Here is a 19,836-nt window from a genome sequence, read left to right as displayed (position 1 = left end):
TTAATTCACATCCCACCACATTCTGCTGGTCAACAGATCTCCTCCCTGTAAACGTGCCACTGCGGCATTATAATTATCCCCGTTGGTCACCTTTTCAGCCGGTGGATAGGGTAATCTCCGGGGAATAGTTCCGCCGGTTACATTGCCCGGGTAATTGGTCGGCGTTAAGACCGGATATCCTGTACGCCGCCAGTTGATCCATGCCTCGTATTCGTTCAGCACTGTACTCAGCCAGAATTGCGTATTGATCTGGTTAAGACCGTCGGCATCATCGTAGGGATGTGCGTCGTAATAGGTCCCGGCATCGCCATCGCTGATCGTAGAAGCATCTCCAAAGGCGGACAATTGTGTGATAGCCGCCAGTACCCCGTTTTTATAATGCGTTTCTGCACTACCGCCTATACCCCATCGTTTAGCCGCATCGGCCAGCAGGAATTCCGATTCTGCATAGGTCAATACCAGGTTGGGAGCCGAGTAATCCAAAATATTATCATTGAACCGGGAGTAACCCTGCATACCCAGGACAGCGGGATAATCGGGTCTTTGCGTAATATCCAGCAAAGTATTGGTGCCACCCAATATATACCCCGGAGGAAGGCCCTGCTGATCGGCCGGATCGGTGCTTCCTGTCGCAAATATTTCCGCCATCACTGGAAGACGCGGGTCATCATTATCCTTCAGGTAATCGATATACGTATTGGAAAATTTCAGATCTGCGCTGTCCTGCAACAGGATGGTCCAGGTATCCCTGTTCTGTGTTACCTGACCGGGAGAATGTTGAACAATAGCATTGTCGTCGTTGCTTTGCATGGTCTGCCCCTGCACTTTGGTAACATAAGTCTGGGCCGTGGCCGGATCTATTTTCGTTAACCGCATGGCCATTCTTAAAAGCAATGTATTGCCGAATCTCTTCCACATGCTGATCTGATCTGTACCAAAAGAAGAATAAAATACATCGCCCGTTGGATAATCAGCATTTGCATCCAGGCTATCGGTAGCCTGCGATACTTCCTTTAACAGATCGGTATAAATATCCTGCTGCTTGTCAAAGACAGGAGCAAATACGCCTCCATAATAACCCTGTCCAGCCTGGGAATAAGGGACATCCCCGTAAAGATCGGTTATGCGCTCAAATATCATGGCCTTCATGATCCTGGCCATCTGGTGCAGGTTCCGGTATGCCGGTTTATCCAGTGTTAGCTGGTAAAGCTCAATAGCAGGCTGAACCTGGTAGATATATGCATGAGAAAAATAGACGCCAAAATTTCCAACGGCATTTAAATATTTGTCGCCGGAATAAAAAGAGGTATTGACCGAGGCGACATGTTGAATAAATCCTCCCAGTTCCGCCCATTCGACCTGCCAGTTCTCAGCACCGAAATCCGAGCTGCCGGTATACATCAATTGCGTGGTGGTCAGTAAAAAATTGGGATTATAGCTTTTACCGGTCGTCGCAGTTGGATTGGAATTGGTCTCTAATAGATCTTTTTTGCAGGAAACGAAGGTTATCACCATCAATATACCCGCTATTAAACAGATCGTGTTATATTTCATATTAAAAAGCTTTTTTGTGTTTACACTGAGTTTTAACTTGAATAGGGTTGATTAGAATTTTACATTCAGGTTTAAACCCAATGTCCTGGAATAAGGAACTGCCGCCGATTCAAGCCCCTGGGAATAGACCGACGCAGAGTAATTGGACTCCGGATCGATGTTTGGCGTATGTTTCATAATCGTAAATACGTTCCTTGCCACCAAACTCAGACGCATGCCGCGAATTTTATTATGAAATAGTTTGGCGGGGAAATCATACCCGAAAATGATCTGTCTTAATTTAATAAAACTGGCATCATAGAGGAATAATCCCTGATTGGCATTCGCCCAGTTCCCATAATAAGTGGAAGGGTATACACCGTCCGTGCCGAATAGCTTGTCCCTGTCGGGCAGCGTCTCTTTCGCAAGGCCCTGCACGTAAGCCACAAAATTTGTAGTGGAGAATAATTTCCCCCCGAATTTACCGTCGATCAGAATAGACAGGTTAAAATGCCCATACCGGAACGTGTTAGTAATACCGGCCGTCCACGGATCGATCGCAGAACCATAATCCATGGGAACGGAGTTGGATGGGTCCGGGGAGGCGCTGGAAGGGTTTAAAACAATTTTTCCGTTATCATCCAATTCGGGCGATTGGGCGATAATATGTAAGGCCGACTTGCCCACTATTTGTTGAACGTAGGCAATGGAACCCCAGTCGGGTGTAGCCGATCCCAGTGTTATCTGCTGCTGGCCGCCTAACGATAATACTTTACTTGAATTATATGTTCCATTGAAATTGACATCCCAGCTGAACTGTGCCGTTTTGACCGGAGTTCCACCAATCTCCAGTTCGATGCCATTATCCCGCAGTGTACCTACGTTAAGCAGCGCAGAGCTGTAACCAGAGGTAAAATCAATGGATACCGGCACAATATCGTCGATCACTTTTTTATGATAAAGCGAAAGATCGAACCGCAGCCTGTTTTTAAAGAAATCCATCTCTGTTCCTATCTCGAATTCCTCTCTTTTGGAAGGTCTGAGATTGCTGTTGGGAACTAAATGGTTAATGATATCCCCTGCAGATCCGACCGGGTAAACACCACGGGGAACATTCAACGTGCCTTGTATGCCATAGGTTTGCAGGGTCTGATAGGGCTGGTCAGCAGCGCCACCCACACTGGCATAACTGAGCCTTAATTTTCCGAGGTCCATCGCCGGGAGATGCAGCAGTTCGGAGAAAACAAAAGCGGCGCTCACAGACGGGTACAGATAATTTGTTTTGCCCGGCGCCAACGTTGAATACCAGTCATTCCGTCCGGTCAGGGTGAGATAAAGATAATTTTTGTAGGCGATATCGGCACTGGCGTAAACGGACCTGTATTTTTCATTTCTCAGGTCATAGGTTTCCTGTAATGTTTCCAGATTCCCTATAGTGTATAAAAATTCCGTGGCAAAGGTTTGTCCGGCTGCTGTAACGAACTCCTGGACGGATTTACGGTAATTTCCCCCGACAAGGGTGTTCAGGGTAAAGTTTTCACCAAGCTTAAACCGTTTACCCGCTGTCAGATCGATATTTAATTCCGTCTGCTTGACATTCTGCTCAGTCATATCACCGCCAGTTTCATACCCGGTTCCGGTCGGCGTGATGTTGGTATTGCGGTCATTGGAATAGTCATTGGCCACCTGCGCTCCGATGAAAAAACCATTGTCGAAGGTATACTTTAGATTGGCCGCTCCGATAAAACGGTTGCGGTGAATGGCACCCTTGAATTTGTAGGCAGCAAAATAAGGATTAGTCGTATAGACGTCAGCAAAGGGGTTAAGCTCGTAGCCATTTTCCAAGGTGCCATCACCCCTGGGTCCGCCTAAAGTGGTTATGTTGACATTCGGCGGAACGAACATGGGACCCCAGTTTAAATTCCCGATCGCATCGGCAACATTGGGTGCATTCTTGGTATATTCCGAAACATACTGGGAGGACAGGTCCAGGGTCAGATGTTTGTCCATTTTCAGCGTAGTCGTCTGCGTAAAGCTAAGCCGCTGAAGTCCTGCATTGGGAACATAACTGTTATTATTAAGAGAACTTACGGAAAACCTTGTGGCACCGTACTCTCCGAAACCTTTGCTGAATGCCAGCGTATTGGTCGCAGCACCGCCCTGTTTATAGAACCTGGCCATATTGCCTTTTGCTGCTTCAGAGTAAGGCCGTGATACACCATCGAACTGCGGGGTGAGCGAGCCGTCCATTTTAGCACCCCAACTGGATTCCATGGATCCCAGTGCATCCTGTTGATTGATGGGCTTGGCCCCATTGTTGCCTTGTCCGTATTGTGTTTGAAAATCGGTTTTGTCAATCACATTTTGCACGACATAGTTGGAATTGATCTCGACACCCAGCCCATCGGAGCTTTTGCCTTTTTTGGTGGAGATCAATATCACCCCGTTCGCACCGCGATAACCATACAATGCGGTAGCCGCCGCGCCTTTCAGTATTGAAATGTTCTCGATATCGTCAGGATTGATATTGCCGATCCCATCGCCGCCGTCCTTGCCTCCGTAACCGCCATTAACGTCCGTTGTCGCGTAGTTATTATTAACAAGCGGGATACCGTTCACTACATACAGCGGCTGGTTGCTACCGGTCATAGAGGTGATACCCCGAATCACCACATTTGATGCACCGTTTGGGCCGGTAGCTACTCCGCTAACATTAACGCCGGCAACTTTACCTTCGAGGCTGTTGACAAAACTGTTCTCACGGGCTTCAGTAAGCGTGGCCCCTTTTACTTCCGATACGGAGTAACCGATGGCCCGCCGTTCCCTTGAAATACCGAGTGCCGTAACTACCACATCGGTCATTTGGTTGCTCCCCGGTTCCAGCGACACATCTAATGTGGTCCTTCCTTTTATGGCTTCCTCCCTGTTTCTGTAGCCTACGAAGGAAAAAATAAGTATGGCATTGTCATCAGCGCTTATAACATAATTTCCCTGGGCATCGGAAACGGTAGTTTTCTTCGTTCCCCTGACCTGAACCGTGACATTGACCAGCGGCTGTCCATGTTCATCGGTGATCTGTCCTTTGATGGTTATTACAGGCGGCCCATTATCCCCGGTTTGAAGGACCGGATTGGCTCTTGGAACGATAAAAACGGTATTACCTTTTATCAGGAACGTAAAAGGTTCATTTTTCAAAGTTTCTTCCAGCGCCTTTTCAACAGACACCTCTTTAAGATCAACCGTAACGGGTTTGGAATTTTTCAGATCCTGATCGCTGTAAAAAAAAGCGAACCCGGTCTGCTGCCTGATCACTGAAAAAATTGCGGATACCGGCACATTCTTTCCGTAATAGGTAACATTCTGTGTAATTCCTTTGGCTTTTGCCTGCATGAAACCAACAACGAACAATACAACTGTCAATTTCATGGCGAACCGCCTCTTAAGCGGGATACAAAGAATAATTTTCATGTTTACAGTGTTTTGGTTTTATGATGTTCTGGTTTTATGATGTTCTGGATATAGAGTGTTTTATAGTTCTGGTTTTATGGCAATATCACTAACCTTTTGTCTGCTTCGATCCGGTAATGGATCCGGGACAGTTGAAGACCGTTCAGCACATCGGCCAGAGACAGATTTCTGCCTATTTCACCGCTGAAAGATTTTTCCTTATTTATTTCCCTCTGGTATTTGACCTCTACATTATACCAGCGGCAAAGTTGCCGCATCACCGTCTGGATGTCGGCATGCCGGAAACTGAAAAAACCGTTTTTCCAGGCCAATGCCTCAGCCATATCAGCTTTCACTACTTTAATAAATGGATTTGCGTTGCTTGTTTTAAGGATTTGATTATTCAATTGTGCCTGTTGCCCGGGATCGAGCAATATGCCGTTATTTCCAGCCATCACCCTCACGCTCCCATCCAGTAAGGTGGTTTTGATCACACTCTCTTCTTCATAAGCATTTAAATTAAAACGGGTACCCAGGACCAGTACTATCATATCCCTGCTCTTTACGATAAAAGGCAATTTTTCATCCTTCGCTACCTCAAAATAGACCTGTCCCTTTATTTCCACTTTTCGGTCTGTTCCTACGAAAGCAGTAGGATAAATTATAGAGGAAGAAGCATCCAGCCACACTTTGGTGCCATCCGGCAAAGTCAATTGGTATTGTCCGCCCCGGGGAGTCGTCAAGGTATTGTACACGACCCCTGTCAAATCTCCGGCCGCCTTCCCGGTCGTATCCCGCGTATTGTTTCCGGGTAAACTGTTTCCCGGCAGACGTTGATAAGCCAGTCTTCCGTTTGCCAATTTCAAAACATTCATATTACCCTGTTCTGCGACAACGCCATTGCCGGTATTGTCCAGCACGATCTTTTGGCCATTTCCCAAGGTAAGGATTGCCTTAGTGGAACCGGGTGGAATATCGTTTGTTATCCTAAGGGACTCTTTTTTCTTTGCGGTAGTGCTGAGTCTGTTGTCCGAATAGAAATGCCAATAACTTGCTGACATTCCTATAATCAGTAAAAATACGGCAGCGGCAATCCACCTGAATCTGACGGATATAATCCCGCTAATTGAATCATCGGCCGAATCATTGGCTAATATCTGCTCCAGTCTTTTTTGGAGTCTGCGGCGAAGGTCCGGGTCGATTTCGTTGTGCGCAACAGGAGTTTCTATCTGTTCGTAGAGTAATTGTAAGGAGTCCCTATCCGGCTCCTGCGCTGAAAACAGGGCCACCAGCTCGTCCGATTCCTCCGGCGAGCAGCTATTATCCAATAATTTGGCAAAAAGTGTATCCAAACGCGATCGATCTTCCAAAGCAGTATTTTAATAAAGACGCTTGCCGGAAAAAATCGGGTGGGTCCAGGCAAAAATTTCGTAAGGGGAAGAAAGTGAAATTCAGGAGGGGCGGCGGAAAATAAACAGTAACAGTAATCCCAATCCTCCGGCAAAACGCCCCTGCAGGAAATGGCGGATGGTTACATTGGCCTTGACCAGGTGTTCTTTGACGGTATTCTGGGAAATACCCAGTTGTTCACCGGCTTCCTTGTAGGACCAGCCATCCCGTTTGCAAAGCTGGAACACTTTTTTCTGCTGGGAAGGAAGGCTGGCAATGGCCTGTCGCAAAAGAGCTTCGTTCTCCTTGACATGCAGCGCTTCCTCGATATGTGAATAATGGGCTGTAGTTAAGGCTTTAAATTTCTCATACAATGATTTGTCCCGGGTGAGCTTGCGGTAAAAGTCAACTACCCTGTTTTGGGCCATTCGATACAGGTATGCGCCAAAACTTTGGTCAAACTGAAGCTCCGTTCTTTTTTGCCAGATACAGGTAAAGATATCCTGAACGATCTCTTCCGTTATCTGCTCATCCTTCACCATTTTAAAGATATTGACGTAAAGTTGCCCACTATATACATGGTATAGTTGGGTAAAAGCACAGGGATTTCCTGCCTGCAGCTGTTGCAGTAATGCTTGCTCATCAGAAGTTAGTGAACCGTACAAATCAGAAAACCTTTTATTAGTGAATTATGCTAAAATTAATGAAAACGAACGGTTGTTGTTCAAACTCTTGTCAATTTAGTAAAGTCCTGAATAAAAATGAAATATCTTATTTTTTTATAACCGGATGATATTTTGGCCTTTATGAAGGGAGACCTCTTTACCCTTCCAGACAAACACCCCTTCCAGTTTACCCGGTAAAAACACTTCCCCTTCGATACCCTTAAGCCCATTTCTCCTTTTCAGGGATAGCCGCAGGGGTTGTCCATCATGGATCATCGTAGCCCTTACCCATTTTAAGGCGCCCAGGGCAGGTTTGATCTCTATCTTTGAAAATCCCGGCGAGCGTGGGCGTATCCCGCAAATAGTAGAATAAAATTCATATAACGGAGAACAGCTCCAGGGATGACAATCGGAGCGGGCAGCATTTCCGGGAACTTCGGCAAAGGTCGTCAATCCGTCCTCCAGCATGGTCTTCCAGGGCCCCATCAGGTCCAGGTATTCTTCGGCCAGGCCTGCTGCTTTATAAGCCTGGCCCAGGTAGAAACGGAAATAAAGAGATGTTTGGACCAGGCTGGTGTCTGTGGCGATTCTCCGGATAACCGAACGTTGTTGTTCCAGCGGAATAGTATGGCTCAACACCCCGAAAATGTTGGCATGCTGACTGAAATAGAGCTTATCGGGCGTATCGGACAACAATTGTCGCTTTGCGTCCCAACAACGTCTCCAAACATTTTTGGAAATCCGGTCGGCCAATACCTTATATTTTTCGGCAAAATAAGAATTATGCGCCCAGGTAAAAAGTTCGGCAGCATCCCTTAAGGCATAAGCCAATTGCATGCTGGTGATGGAACTTCCTCCTTCGCTGCATCCCGCCGGAATCCCGCCAAGCGCCGTATTATTGTCCCAGGCCCATTCCTTCGTCCAGTCCACAAAATTAAAAAACTCCGTCTTCCCCAGCATTCCCGTTAAGGGATCCAGTTTCTGCTCATACCAATCCAATACGGAATTCACTCCGGATAACATTTGCCGGATAAAAGCATCGTCGGAATAATAAGTCCAGTAATCATGCAGGATGTTGATCCATAATAAAGAATAGGTAGGAATGATCTGGGGAACGGCACAGGGAAACCTGCTCTGCGTCAGGCCTTCGGAGGTGCGGGATTGAAAATATTGCCGGATCATGTTCTTTACCAGCTCCCGGTCATAGCCCATGCTGTTCAGGATCAGCGCCTGTATCCGGTTGTCCCCTATATACTGAAGCTGCTCATAATAAGCATCCGTTAACAGGTAATCCTTGGTGCAGACATCCTGGGTATGCCAGGCCGTATGAAGAATACGGTTGAATAAACTGTCGCTGGTCTCAAACGAAGCCTGGAGCGGTCGTTCAACATGATTGTATTTTCCATAAAGATCATGAATGACCAGAGGATCGGATTTTGTAACCACTTCCAATTCTACAAACCGGTAACTTCTGAACCATAGTGGCCGGAATAAACGCTGGTCTCCCCCGTCTGTGATAAATTTATCCGCCACTCCGTAAAGGGTTTTGCCACGGATATCATTGCGATTACCTTTTAACCGTACAGAATCCATCATCGCTTCCGCATACCTGAGTGTAAGGACAGCCCCCTTCCCTTCGCTGGTCCTTATTTCCGGGAAAGCCGTCATCTCAACTCCCTGGTCTACTATTATTTTCGTTTTTGAAAAAGCCGGCAGAATCATGTCTTGTGTGCCGGAAAGAAAATCCGGAGTGACGGTACCTGTATTTGCCGTATCCATTCCTGTTATCCTCCTTATGGTCCGGAACCGGATCGTGTCTTCCTTCAGATATGGAACACTTCGCGGTACCAGTTGCCACCAAAGATCAGTTCCGGTGGCATATGGAGCCCCTCTGACAAGGTTAATGGCGTTCTTCCAGGAACTGTCCTTATAGGAAGGCTCTTCCCAACCCCAGGGAATTTGCCGGCCATCGATACTATCCCCCGGAGTAACAATGATAAACTCCCTGACCTGGAATGGATCGATGGGCAGAACCGAATAGGCTTTATCTTCGATCACCTTCCAGCTTTGATTGGTATTTACCTGTTTTTCCCGCTCCGAGTTCCCCTGTATGATAAAAGCTGTCTTTACAGACATTTGCACCCAGGGAATATGTTCGCCATAATTCCAAACCTGGCAGGCAATAATATTCTCCCCTGGCTGTAAAAAAGGAGCCAGATCATAAGTATCATAGAACCAATTTCCGGGAGTACCCTGGGCAGGGCCTGCCCCTACGATCTTACCGTTGACGAATAAGCGGTATCGGTTATCGGCGGAGATGTTAACCAGAAAACTATCCGGATTTTTTTTTATTTGGATGGACTTTCGGAAATGATAGACCCCATATTCCCGACCGGTCTTTCCCGGGGCGCTAATCCAGCTTGCTTCCCAATATTTATTTACCCAATCCGACTTGTAGGCAGGCGGGGAGGCAGGAGTAGGAGGAAGATGATCCTGAGCGGAGCCTTTAAAAGCTATAAATAAAAGAAAGGCTAAGGCTACAAAGCACCCATCATTTTTCATGTAAGGAGGGTTTAGGCAGTGTAATTGGGTTGATTTACCCTCTAAATGTATATCGTTCTGATCAACATTTCATCCTATTGCATTAGTATCCCGGTCGATTTTTGCATAAAAAATGTCTTCTTTTTTCCCGGTTCTTTGATCACGGCGGACTTATATTTTGCCTGTTGCACATCATCCATCACTATCGCAGTCCGGTAATCCTTTTTTTCACAGCTCAAACTCAGGTTGGTGAATTCCAAACCTTTTGCGTGCCGGATATACACACCCCACGCCGGTAGTTCCCGGAACATAGAAAAATCCGGGTAAGCCTTAGCCTTTTCCGGGATATGATCCAGCGAGTCCAATCCTACCCTGGCAAAAAAGGGATTTCCTCCACCAGGGTGTTTGATCTCTATATTATTTAACGATACTCCCGAGATCAATGCGTCGGCCATTCCGGTAATAACTATTCCCGGGCTTACATTGCGGGGCATGTCCTCGACCGGGCCTTCATATTCATATCCTTCATCCGGCTTCCCGGAGGGAATTTCCGCATAGACATTTCGGATCCGTATGTTTTCCATCCTTCCTTTTTTACCGGCAACCCGCTCCCCTATACGGAGAAATATAACATTCCCGGTATTAAAAGATTGTAAACCATCCACCATTACGTCATCCACAAATCCGCCGTCAACGGCTTCCAGCGCTACAGCCGAACGATAGGTGTCGAACACTTTAACATTAATGATCCTTATGGTCCGGAAACCACCATAAGAAGCCGTTCCGAATTTTATGCCGTTCGCACTGCTGCGGATGGTACAATTTCGGATTTCGACATTATTGCAGAATTTGGATCCATCATGGGATTTAAGACAGACACCATCATCGTCTGAATCAATATAAGAATTGGTAACCGCAACACTGTCACAGTCCACGATATCGATCCCGTCATTATTCCAGAAGGCCTTGCTGTCCACATAAATACTGTCCAGTTGCAGGTTCCTGCATTGATCATAAGTCTGCACCCAGCTGGCCGCGTTCCGCAATGTCACTCCCCTGACAAGGATGTTCGCGCAGTTACGGAAATTGACCAGCATAGCCCTGGACTCGGCTTCCGGGCGATCATACCTGAAAAGGTCCTTTATCAATCCTTTTTGAATTATACCTATGACCGCTGTGGCCACTTCTCTTCCCCTGCCGTCAATGATTCCTTTCCCGGTAATGCCGATATCATGCTGATCGTAGGCAAAAACAAGGGCCGTCGTGAGTTTCTTATCGTATTCAAATGGATTCAGCGATCCCACCAAAACGGCGCCTTCCTGCAAATGAATGATCACGTTCGATTTCAAATGAATAGAACCCGTAAGATACCGGCCTACGTTAAAGACCAGTCTTCCCCCTCCGTTCTTATTGATATAATCTATCCCAAACTGGATAGACCGGGTATTCAGGGTGATCCCGTCGGACTTCACCCCGAATAAGGAAGCAGGATAATCTTTCGCTTCGTTATTTGCCCGGGCTTGCAAAACGGAAAAACAAAAGAAGACGATCACTAACCCGGCGCTTTTTCTTCTACCCATAACTTATTGTTTAAATATATCGTGTTAATATATCGTAACCGGTCCGATCAAACCCAAAGACTGGATAGGCTGATCCTTTCTTTTTTCGTTTGTCCAGTACTGGGCAACGGGATTGTCCTTCAAGGTTTTTAAATAATTCCCCATTACGGTAACCACTTTAATTTCCACGGAATTAGAGCCGGTTTGTAACAGTTCCCCTACCCGGTGGATCCTTCTGCCAAACCATTGCACGCCTGCTTGTTTTCCATTAACCGTCAATTCGGATACGCCTGCTACTTTCCCCAGATTGAGGAATTGAAAATTGTTTTTTCCGGTAACATTCAAGGATGTTCGATAAATTACGGTTCCGGAAAAATGCTCGAATTCAGGGATATCTTTCAGATCTTTTAAAGCTTCCATCTCTGTTTTTTTCACAGACCCGTCAATATGCCGCAGTTCCAAGGTCCATGGGCCGGACGGGAAGCCGGCCCCGGCATTACCTTCTTCTTTTATGCCGGCAGGCACAGGATTCCATTTGCGCCCTTTCTTTTCCTTATCGAATACCAGCAGTCTGGAATCCGCCGGCCCCAGGTCCAGGGTAATCTTATCCGCGCCTGTTTCAATATGATATCGTTCTCCGGTTTCGGCATCCCATATCCAGGCCTGTCTGCCTGAACTTATTTCTTTTCCGGGAATAATAGTCAAGGTATGTGTATCCTGCATGTTTGAATTGATGAACAACAACATTTCGACGTTTCCGGTCTGGTAGCGTACCTGTGTTACAAAAGGATCCGGGCGATCGATGCTGACATAAGGAGTGATCCCGTATTTCACCTGGATGTCCTTATACCATTGCAAAAAATTGTTTTCCGGTTTCTTCAGAAAGAAAAACCGGTCCGGAAAACTCTTCATCTTATTTACCCAGCTCTGTACTTCCTGATCCCGTTGCCGGTAGTTGTTCCAACCCACCGATTTTTCCGGATAAGCTTCTATACAGAAGATCCTCCCGCCCGCAGCAACAAAATCATACAACTTTTCAGCAGTAGCCGGCTCCATTCTTTGTACTTCGATCAGGAAGATCGTATGGTATTTTCTCGGACCGTAATAAAGATGCCCGTCTTTCATGGCAGCATCGCGGATCACTTCCTCTGATATATAGTCGCAGGCATTGCCATTCTGATGAATCGACTCCCATATAAAGGTCTGATAAGACGGATGGATAAGCGAGGGGAAAGGTTCGTTCTGTGCTCCATAGATGCTCCACATATCCGATACCGGCGGCAATACGGCTATTTCGGCAAACATATCGACCTCCTGTAGCAAGGCGGACAGTCGTGCCTTATAATCCGTAAATCGCCGGAAATAGGGCCACCAGGTATTTTTTTCATTAAAGAAAGTACCATAACGGATCCAACCGGGGAATTTAGCGTCGGGAGGAGAATAATTGAATCCATGAAAAACCGGATGAGTTACACCGGAAATAGTACTTTGATCTCCGGCCACCTTCAGCACTTCCAGGGTGTCATTAAACACCATATCGGTATTTGTCAGCTCTTCGCAGCTTACATGTCTTCTTCCCTTGAGATGTGCTGCAGAAGAAACATATTTATTGATCATGGTATAGGCCCGGCCGATACGATAATCCTTTTCGCTCATTTCCTTCCCTAACCCATATTTGATCCAGGTTTCGCATTCCGGCAGATCGATATCGAAACTCCCTTCCAGCGGATAATACCCCCTTCCGTATGCTTGTGCCCGGGATTTTACCTTATTCTCCCTGCACCAGCCCGTAAAGGATTTAATGAACCGTTCCCGGATAAGTTCGCTTTTGGTCAGATCAAAATCATACCGTACACGGGCCATGGTTTCTTTTATTTCGGGTCCCAATTCCGCGCCATAATTAAAATCATAAACATTTCCCATCCCTCCCGTCTTGAACATAGTGAAAGGAAGCCAGGGCATCAGATCATATCCTCTTCTTTTCTTAAATTCTTCCGACATATCCCCACACCAGTTGGCTCCCTCCAATTCCATACTGTCGGTAAAAAAGGAACGGATATGTCCGGATAAGGGCCCGGTTTGCCGCTGAATGGAATCCGACATGCGGTTGAGGTATTTTTTTACCGCCGCTTCGTTATAATGATTGAGTACGGGGCCATTCGCGCCCGGCGCACCATTGATCACCTCCATGGAACCATGGACCTTCACGAGCCCATACAACACATATTTACCTTGCGGGACACTGACCTTGATCGTTCCATTCGGGATCTGGGCCGACAGATCTTTTATTTCCTCCAGGTTGTTGAACCGGGCAGGAACCAACTGCACGGATAACATTTCCATTGTTCGTCCTGCAAAAGGAGAAGTCGGGGCAGGATCCGCCTCCTTGAAAAGATCGAAAAGAGAAACCTCATAATCCAATGGCCCTTCCAGCTTATGTGTACCGATCACCACCTGTTGTGAACGTTCTTCTCCTTCCAGCCATTCGGCACCGAATGGCCAACCGGATCCTACAATAAGATCACAGGTCAGCCCCAGGGATTTTGCTTCTGAAAAAGTAAATTTCAACAGATCGATCCATTCGGGGCTAAGCCACTGCACGGCAGGCTTTCCGAGGTCGTCCGTCCTTGCCGGAAATTTGATCGGGTTGATCTCTACGCCTCCGATGCCTGCCTCTTTCATGAGGCGGAGTTCTCTGGCCAGTTCGGTTCTCTCCACTTTATCTCCATTCCACCACCAGCGTACAAAAGGACGATGTACGATGGCCGGATCTTTAAAGATCCGGTACAGATCCGCCCCGGATAAAGCGGCCTGACCGGATAATGAGAGCGGACCGGATCCCGGTTCCGCGTGTGTTGGTATTCCTTTCCATAAAGTAAAACCAGTCGTCAATAGGGTTCCCTGTAACAGGAATTTTCTTCTGTTCATCCTTTCAATATTTTTTTAAAGGGTCGGACAAATCTACAGATTATAACGTTGAAGCCGACCGGTGATAAATCAGCGGATTCTGCAATTCATTATTCAGCAGGTCTCCCTTTTTAAGGGTTCGGACATAAGCATCGGGGAGTACATTGGGCTGTCCGTTAAATATATTGCCATCCGGCATATAGGCACAGGTCATGGCACGCCGGAAACCACTGGTCATATTGGCGTTGGCCCCATGTATCGTAAGGCCGTTATGAAAAGAACAACTACCCGCTTTCATAGGCGCCGCCATTGAATTGATTTTTAAAAACTGCGGATACACTTCAAATATTCCATCCATATTTTTTCCGATGGGGCTATTCGCAAAACTGGTTTGCTGGCTGGATCCGGGCATAAAATAAAGGCATCCGTTCTCGAAAGTGGCATCATCCAGCGCAACCCAAATGGACAGCGCCTTCCGGTCCGAAAAAGACCAGAAAGGAGTATCCAGGTGCCAGGCTGTCGGATTGGCCCATGGCCGTTTGAAAAGGGCCTGATCATGCCATATCCTGATTCCGTCGACACCAGCCAGATCAGCAGCCATTTTGCCAATCCGTTCGTCGATCATTAATTTTTTAACCTCCTCGTTCGTCTGCCACAAATTGATCAGCTGATCGAATACTTTGCCAAAATAACCGGCATCTTCATTAATGCCATCGTCTTCTCCTATTTTTACATCCTTCCCCGGCATTTTCTGGCCGGCCCTTGCGGTTACGGCGGACATGACAGCCTTGCGCCATTGTTCCAGCTCTGCCGGTGACAAAAAGTCTTCAATGACAATAAATCCATTTTCCCGGTAACTACGGATCTGTTCATCCGTTAATTCGTATTGCATCTTATAGATATTTTTTTAAAAAAGGGTTAGCGGATCATAACAGTCAATATAGGAAGACGGCGACAAATTGTACAGGTTATTGAGCGCCATAACCAGGGTTCTGGCCCAGGGCCGGGTTAACCTGGGTTTCCCTGAAAGGCACCGGGTAGATCAACCTGTTCTGGTTTACAATATACGCATTTGGCAAGATGTATGGATACTTCTGCTTTTGCAGGATCCCAAAGGCCGTCATTACGGGTATGGCCTGCTCAGTACGTACCAGGTCGAACCAGCGATGATTCTCAAAGGCCAGTTCGATCCTTCTTTCATGGGCAATAACCTCCCTCAACAGGTTTTGATCAGTCTCTGCAGAAGCGGCGAGACCGGCCCGGGTCCTTACCTGGTTGAGGTAGAGCAGCGCATCGCCGGATTTGCCCTGTTCGTTCAGGGCTTCGGCGAGCATTAATAATACATCTGCATAACGATATAATGGCCAGTTATCGTCGGTGTTATAGATCAGGGTACTGCTGCCGTTAAAAGGGGTATGCCATTGTTTTTTTACGAATCGTTTGGCTATCTCACCAGGTGTCGTTGTTTTTAATATGCTAACTACGCTATCCGGCAAAAAATCCAGATTTGCATTCTTTTTCCCTTCTGCTACCGCAACACTGGCATCCAGGCGTTTGTCACTGGCTTCATAGGCGCTCAGGAGGTCGTCCGTCGGGACATTCCAGCCGCCGTAACCATTGACAAAGCTAGGCCCCAGGATATTACCCGTATTGGGGGTAACCGGAATAAACCGGTAAATAAACCAGCTTGCCTGCCCATCAGTTCCGGTCTTATATTGTACTTCAAAAATAGATTCCCGGCTGTTCTTATTAGCAGTAGCAAACACATCCGCATATTGAGGAAGGAGGGCATATCCCATTTGCGTAACCGTCTGGAACAGATCGGCAGCTTTGGGATAATCCTTGCGGGTAAGATATACCAATCCCAGTTCCGTAGCCACCATCCCTTTCGTAATGCGACCCGATTGAGGAAAAGAGGCAGGGGGTTTAAGCAGGGTCAATGCATCGGAAAAATCGGCAATGATCTGCCCATAAATGCTGTCCACTGAAGACCGGCTTATGAAAGCCCCGGTATTCTCCTTGACTTCATGCAGATAAAGAGGAACCTTTCCATATCTTCTGACCAGGTCAAAATAATAATGGGCCCGTAATGCTTTTGTCTCCCCGATAAGTTGATTCTTTGCCGAATCAGAAATAACACTGGAAGCAATGGATTGTATCCTGTCCAGGATGACATCCGTCCGTTGGATCCCCTTGAAGTCAGCCGTCCATGGAGTACTGGTGACGCCATTTGAGGCATCATCCAGAAAATCGGCGATCTGCTCATACCCCAGGCCACCTCTGTCCTGGGTGTTATAGTCATATTCCGTATTATCGGTGCGCATTTCATCCATCCAGAAGGCAACATTGGCCACGTCCCTCAAGGGAACATATGACCCAGTTAATGCCTGTTGAAAATCCGCTGCTGTTTTATAAAAATTTCCTTCGTTTATATTTCCTTCCGGATAGACGGTTAGGAAATCCTTTTTACAGGATCCGGTTGCCAAGCCAACCAGGGCAAGGATCGCTGCATATTTTATTTGTTTCATATTTAAGCTTTTATTTCGGTAATGAATGTTAGTGAAAAGGGCAATAGGATTAGAAATTAATATTTGCCCCGATCATAAATGTTCTGGGAACCGGGTAAGATCCATTATCCAGACCCGCCTTGGTCTGGTCATCCCTGAAGTCGTTCACTTCAGGATTCTGGCCCGGGTATTTGGTGAATACGAACAATTGCTGGGCGCTTCCATAAACCCTGACGCTCTTAATATAGCGTAAAGCGCTTTGTTTGAACGTATACCCGAGTGTAAGGTTCTTTACCGTTAAATAATCGCCGCTGAATACCCAGTTGGTGTTGGTGCTACGGTATAATTCCGTCGTATTGGACTTGGTCCTGGGCACTTTCCCGTTACCCGGATTGGCTTCGGAGCGCCACCGGTTGGCCATATCCTTATCGATATTGAATATACCGTCCAGGTTTTGTTTATTCTGCATGTTGATATCCATGAGTTTATTGCCGACCTGTCCGGAAGTAACGATACTGAGATCGAATCCTTTATATTGGAAATTGTTACTAAATCCAAAGATAAATTTAGGATTGGTCCTTCCGATAAAGGTTCGGTCGCTGATATTGATAGTATCATCTCCATTGACATCCCGCATTCTGGCCGTTCCGACCGCAGAGGTTGTTTCTTTGGGATATTTGTCAAAATCCGCCTGGTTCATATACAAACCATCGAAAATATAGCCATACAATTCTCCAATACGATGGCCCACGGCCGTACGGTTATAATCGTTATACTTCCCGGTACCGCCAATAGGGGTATTATTTATCAGGCTCAGTACCTTATTGTCGTTAAAGGAAATATTAAAATCCGTATTCCAGCTGAATTCGCCGACGAGGTTCCGGGAACTTACCTGGAACTCATGTCCCCAGATCCGGAAGGTTCCCAGGTTATATGCAATGCTGGCATAGCCGGATGCAAAAGGGATCTGCAGATTAGCCAACATGCCTTCCGTTCTTTTATTATAATAATCATAGGAGAAGGTGATCCTGTTCTTCAGGAAATTCATTTCAACCCCGACATCGGTTTGCTTGGAGGTTTCCCAGGTCAATACCTTATTTCCCAGTGAAGTGATCGACTCCCCTACCGTAGTAGTGTTGTTAAATACATAATTCGTACCGCTCAATTGGGAAGCCTGTAAATAATTGCCTGCATCGTTACTTCCTCCCAGGTTATTGTTTCCGGTTAGGCCATAGCTTCCCTTAATCTTCAGGAACGAAACGGGTCCTGCTTTAGGAAAAAAGGATTCGTCACTCACGATCCAGCCTGCCGATATGGAAGGGAATACACCGTATTTCTTAAATTCCCCGAACCGGGAGTGACCGTCCCGGCGAATGGTGGCCGTAAGAAAATATTTTTTTTCAAAATCATAATTCAACCTGGCAAAGGCGGAAGCCATAGTCCAGGATTGTTTGCTGGTGCTTCCTGTGGTCGTCGTTGCTCCGGAGATCCAGGGAACGGCATCATTTGCAAAACCGCTGCCGTTAACAGATCGTAGATTTTTGCTATATTTCTGGGCACTATACCCTGCCAACACTTCTACGCTATGTTCCTTGATTTTGGCAGAATAATCGAGCGTGTTCTCATTCAACCAGATAAAGGAATTATTTGAACTGTTCACCGCGCTGGATGCCGTGATCGGACGGGGGGGAACCGACCCGAAAGTAGCATACATCGTTCCATAATAGGCATTATAATCCTGTGTGGTGTAATCGATATTAAAGGTCGATTTGGCATGCAATCCTTTAATCACCTCGATATCCAGATAAGCATTGGACAACAGGTGCATATTATTCTGATTGACGTTCATGAGCTTTTGCTGCTGCAGGAAATTAGGCGTGGTATACATACCGAAAGAACCGGTCTTTAAGATATAGGAGCCATCTGCGTTGTACGGCGCGATCAACGGAGAGCTGATCTGGGAACCGCTAATGATCTGCCGGTTACCATCTATGGATCCGCGCGTGTTATGATCGATCTGGTAAGTGGGTGCAATATTCAATCCCAGGCGAATGCGGTCCACGGGTCTGTATTCATTGTTGCTGCGAACGGAATATCGTTTTACGCTGGTATTATACAGGATACCATCCTGGTGGAAATAACTAAAGGTCGTACTGGACAACAATTTTTCGGTACCGGAAGAAAGGTTCACCGAATAATTTTCTATCGGTGCGGTTCTGAAAATGGCACTGTACCAATCCGTTCCCTTGCCATATTGGTCAGGATTTTTATAATCATCCGGCACAACCGTAGCAGGAACCTCATATAGAGCCTTATCTTCATAATACCCTTTCATATAGGTGGCGAACTCATGCGCATTCATTAAATTCGGGTGCCCTCTTTTTGTCAGCTTTTGCTGACCGTAATAGGAACTTGCCGTAACATTCGTACGCCCCAGCTTGCCTTGTTTGGTAGTAATAATGATAACCCCGTTCGCTGCCCTGCTTCCATAAAGGGCAGTAGCCGAAGCATCTTTTAATACACTGTAAGATTCAATTTCATCCGGGTTTATGAGACCTGCACCCTGGCCCAGATCGCTGATAATGGGCTGGCCATCCACAACTACCAGGGGTTGGTTACCCGAACTGAGGGATGCTGCTCCCCGGATCCTGAAGGTCATGCCCTGTCCTGGCCTGCCTGTTGTCTGGCCTAACTGAAGGCCGGCCACTTTTCCCTGCAATTTTTGTCCGAATTCGGCAGCCGCTACGTCCTGCACCTCTCCGGCATTGATCTTGCTGACGGCGCCCGTAATATCCCGCTGCCGTTGTTTGCCATAACTGACCACCACTACCTGATCGAGACTGTTCTCTCCTGGCTCCAGGATGAGATTCAGTACAACCGGCGCGGTAACTCTGATTTCAACCGGTTTATAACCGATATGGCTGATGACCAGGGTTATCCCCTTTTGAATGCTGATGGAAAAATGCCCCTGACCGTCAGTGGCGACTCCCTTACTTCCGCCCTTCACCTGTACGGAAGTTCCTGACAGATCGGTAGCGTTGGCTCCAAGGGCTACCTTTCCTGAAACTGTAAAAGTCGTTTGTTGTGCAAAAATAAGATCGGGAGATAAAAAAGCTTTAGTCACCAGGATAAAGCAGCAGAATAGCATCGTCCGGCCGATATGCGAATATAGCATACCGTTATTGCCTGAAATAAATTTCATACAGTTAGCCCTTTTGGTTTAGATGAACAAGTAATAGCAGATATACTATTCAAATATATCCCTGGTTCAGGGAAAGATATTTAACC

Annotated in this window: 10 protein-coding genes; all 10 read right to left on the bottom strand. The window is 46.7% G+C overall.

Features of this window, described 5'->3' with window-relative positions; all coding sequences use genetic code 11:
• The 10 genes from ACX0G9_RS00775 to ACX0G9_RS00730 all read right to left on the bottom strand — a co-directional run bounded on the left by ACX0G9_RS00775 (position 1) and on the right by ACX0G9_RS00730 (position 19,750).
• The gene (locus tag ACX0G9_RS00775) at positions 1 to 1,554 is read right to left on the bottom strand and encodes a SusD/RagB family nutrient-binding outer membrane lipoprotein (RefSeq protein WP_459062925.1); all 1,554 of its coding nucleotides are present in this window, start codon (positions 1,552 to 1,554) and stop codon (positions 1 to 3) included.
• Between the two features lie 51 nt (positions 1,555 to 1,605).
• Positions 1,606 to 5,001 (bottom strand): SusC/RagA family TonB-linked outer membrane protein, encoded by a 3,396-nt coding sequence (locus ACX0G9_RS00770; RefSeq protein WP_459062924.1) that lies wholly within the window; start codon positions 4,999 to 5,001, stop codon positions 1,606 to 1,608.
• Between the two features lie 74 nt (positions 5,002 to 5,075).
• Positions 5,076 to 6,350 carry a FecR family protein gene (locus ACX0G9_RS00765; protein WP_459062923.1) on the bottom strand — a complete coding sequence of 425 codons (1,275 nt, stop codon included), beginning with the start codon at positions 6,348 to 6,350 and terminating at the stop codon, positions 5,076 to 5,078.
• Between the two features lie 81 nt (positions 6,351 to 6,431).
• Positions 6,432 to 7,034 (bottom strand): RNA polymerase sigma factor, encoded by a 603-nt coding sequence (locus tag ACX0G9_RS00760; RefSeq protein WP_459062922.1) that lies wholly within the window; start codon positions 7,032 to 7,034, stop codon positions 6,432 to 6,434.
• 114 nt (positions 7,035 to 7,148) lie between these two features.
• Entirely contained in the window at positions 7,149 to 9,596 is a 2,448-nt protein-coding gene (locus ACX0G9_RS00755) for a family 78 glycoside hydrolase catalytic domain (RefSeq protein ID WP_459062921.1), read from the bottom strand.
• Positions 9,597 to 9,670: 74 nt separating this feature from the next.
• A complete protein-coding gene (locus ACX0G9_RS00750; RefSeq protein WP_459062920.1) occupies positions 9,671 to 11,155 on the bottom strand; it encodes a glycoside hydrolase family 28 protein in 1,485 nt (494 codons plus the stop codon).
• 24 nt (positions 11,156 to 11,179) lie between these two features.
• Complete coding sequence (locus ACX0G9_RS00745) at positions 11,180 to 14,062, bottom strand: glycosyl hydrolase (protein ID WP_459062919.1); 2,883 nt, start codon at positions 14,060 to 14,062, stop codon at positions 11,180 to 11,182.
• Positions 14,063 to 14,102: 40 nt separating this feature from the next.
• Positions 14,103 to 14,933 carry a phytanoyl-CoA dioxygenase family protein gene (locus tag ACX0G9_RS00740; protein ID WP_459062918.1) on the bottom strand — a complete coding sequence of 277 codons (831 nt, stop codon included), beginning with the start codon at positions 14,931 to 14,933 and terminating at the stop codon, positions 14,103 to 14,105.
• A 76-nt stretch (positions 14,934 to 15,009) separates the two neighbouring features.
• Positions 15,010 to 16,569 (bottom strand): RagB/SusD family nutrient uptake outer membrane protein, encoded by a 1,560-nt coding sequence (locus tag ACX0G9_RS00735; protein WP_459062917.1) that lies wholly within the window; start codon positions 16,567 to 16,569, stop codon positions 15,010 to 15,012.
• Positions 16,570 to 16,618: 49 nt separating this feature from the next.
• Complete coding sequence (locus ACX0G9_RS00730) at positions 16,619 to 19,750, bottom strand: SusC/RagA family TonB-linked outer membrane protein (RefSeq protein WP_459062916.1); 3,132 nt, start codon at positions 19,748 to 19,750, stop codon at positions 16,619 to 16,621.
• Positions 19,751 to 19,836: the final 86 nt, after the last annotated feature.

Source organism: Flavitalea flava (assembly GCF_054461575.1).
Note: the sequence above shows the minus strand (reverse complement) of the source record. Positions and strands in the feature narration are given on the sequence as shown.

Excerpts from the sequence above, each read along its gene's own strand:
- ACX0G9_RS00775 (WP_459062925.1), bottom strand. The coding sequence starts at position 1,554 with ATGAAATATAACACGATCTGTTTAATAGCGGGTATATTGATGGTGATA.
- ACX0G9_RS00770 (WP_459062924.1), bottom strand. The coding sequence starts at position 5,001 with ATGAAAATTATTCTTTGTATCCCGCTTAAGAGGCGGTTCGCCATGAAA.
- ACX0G9_RS00755 (WP_459062921.1), bottom strand. The coding sequence starts at position 9,596 with ATGAAAAATGATGGGTGCTTTGTAGCCTTAGCCTTTCTTTTATTTATA.
- ACX0G9_RS00750 (WP_459062920.1), bottom strand. The coding sequence starts at position 11,155 with ATGGGTAGAAGAAAAAGCGCCGGGTTAGTGATCGTCTTCTTTTGTTTT.
- ACX0G9_RS00745 (WP_459062919.1), bottom strand. The coding sequence starts at position 14,062 with ATGAACAGAAGAAAATTCCTGTTACAGGGAACCCTATTGACGACTGGT.
- ACX0G9_RS00740 (WP_459062918.1), bottom strand. The coding sequence starts at position 14,933 with ATGCAATACGAATTAACGGATGAACAGATCCGTAGTTACCGGGAAAAT.
- ACX0G9_RS00735 (WP_459062917.1), bottom strand. The coding sequence starts at position 16,569 with ATGAAACAAATAAAATATGCAGCGATCCTTGCCCTGGTTGGCTTGGCA.
- ACX0G9_RS00730 (WP_459062916.1), bottom strand. The coding sequence starts at position 19,750 with ATGAAATTTATTTCAGGCAATAACGGTATGCTATATTCGCATATCGGC.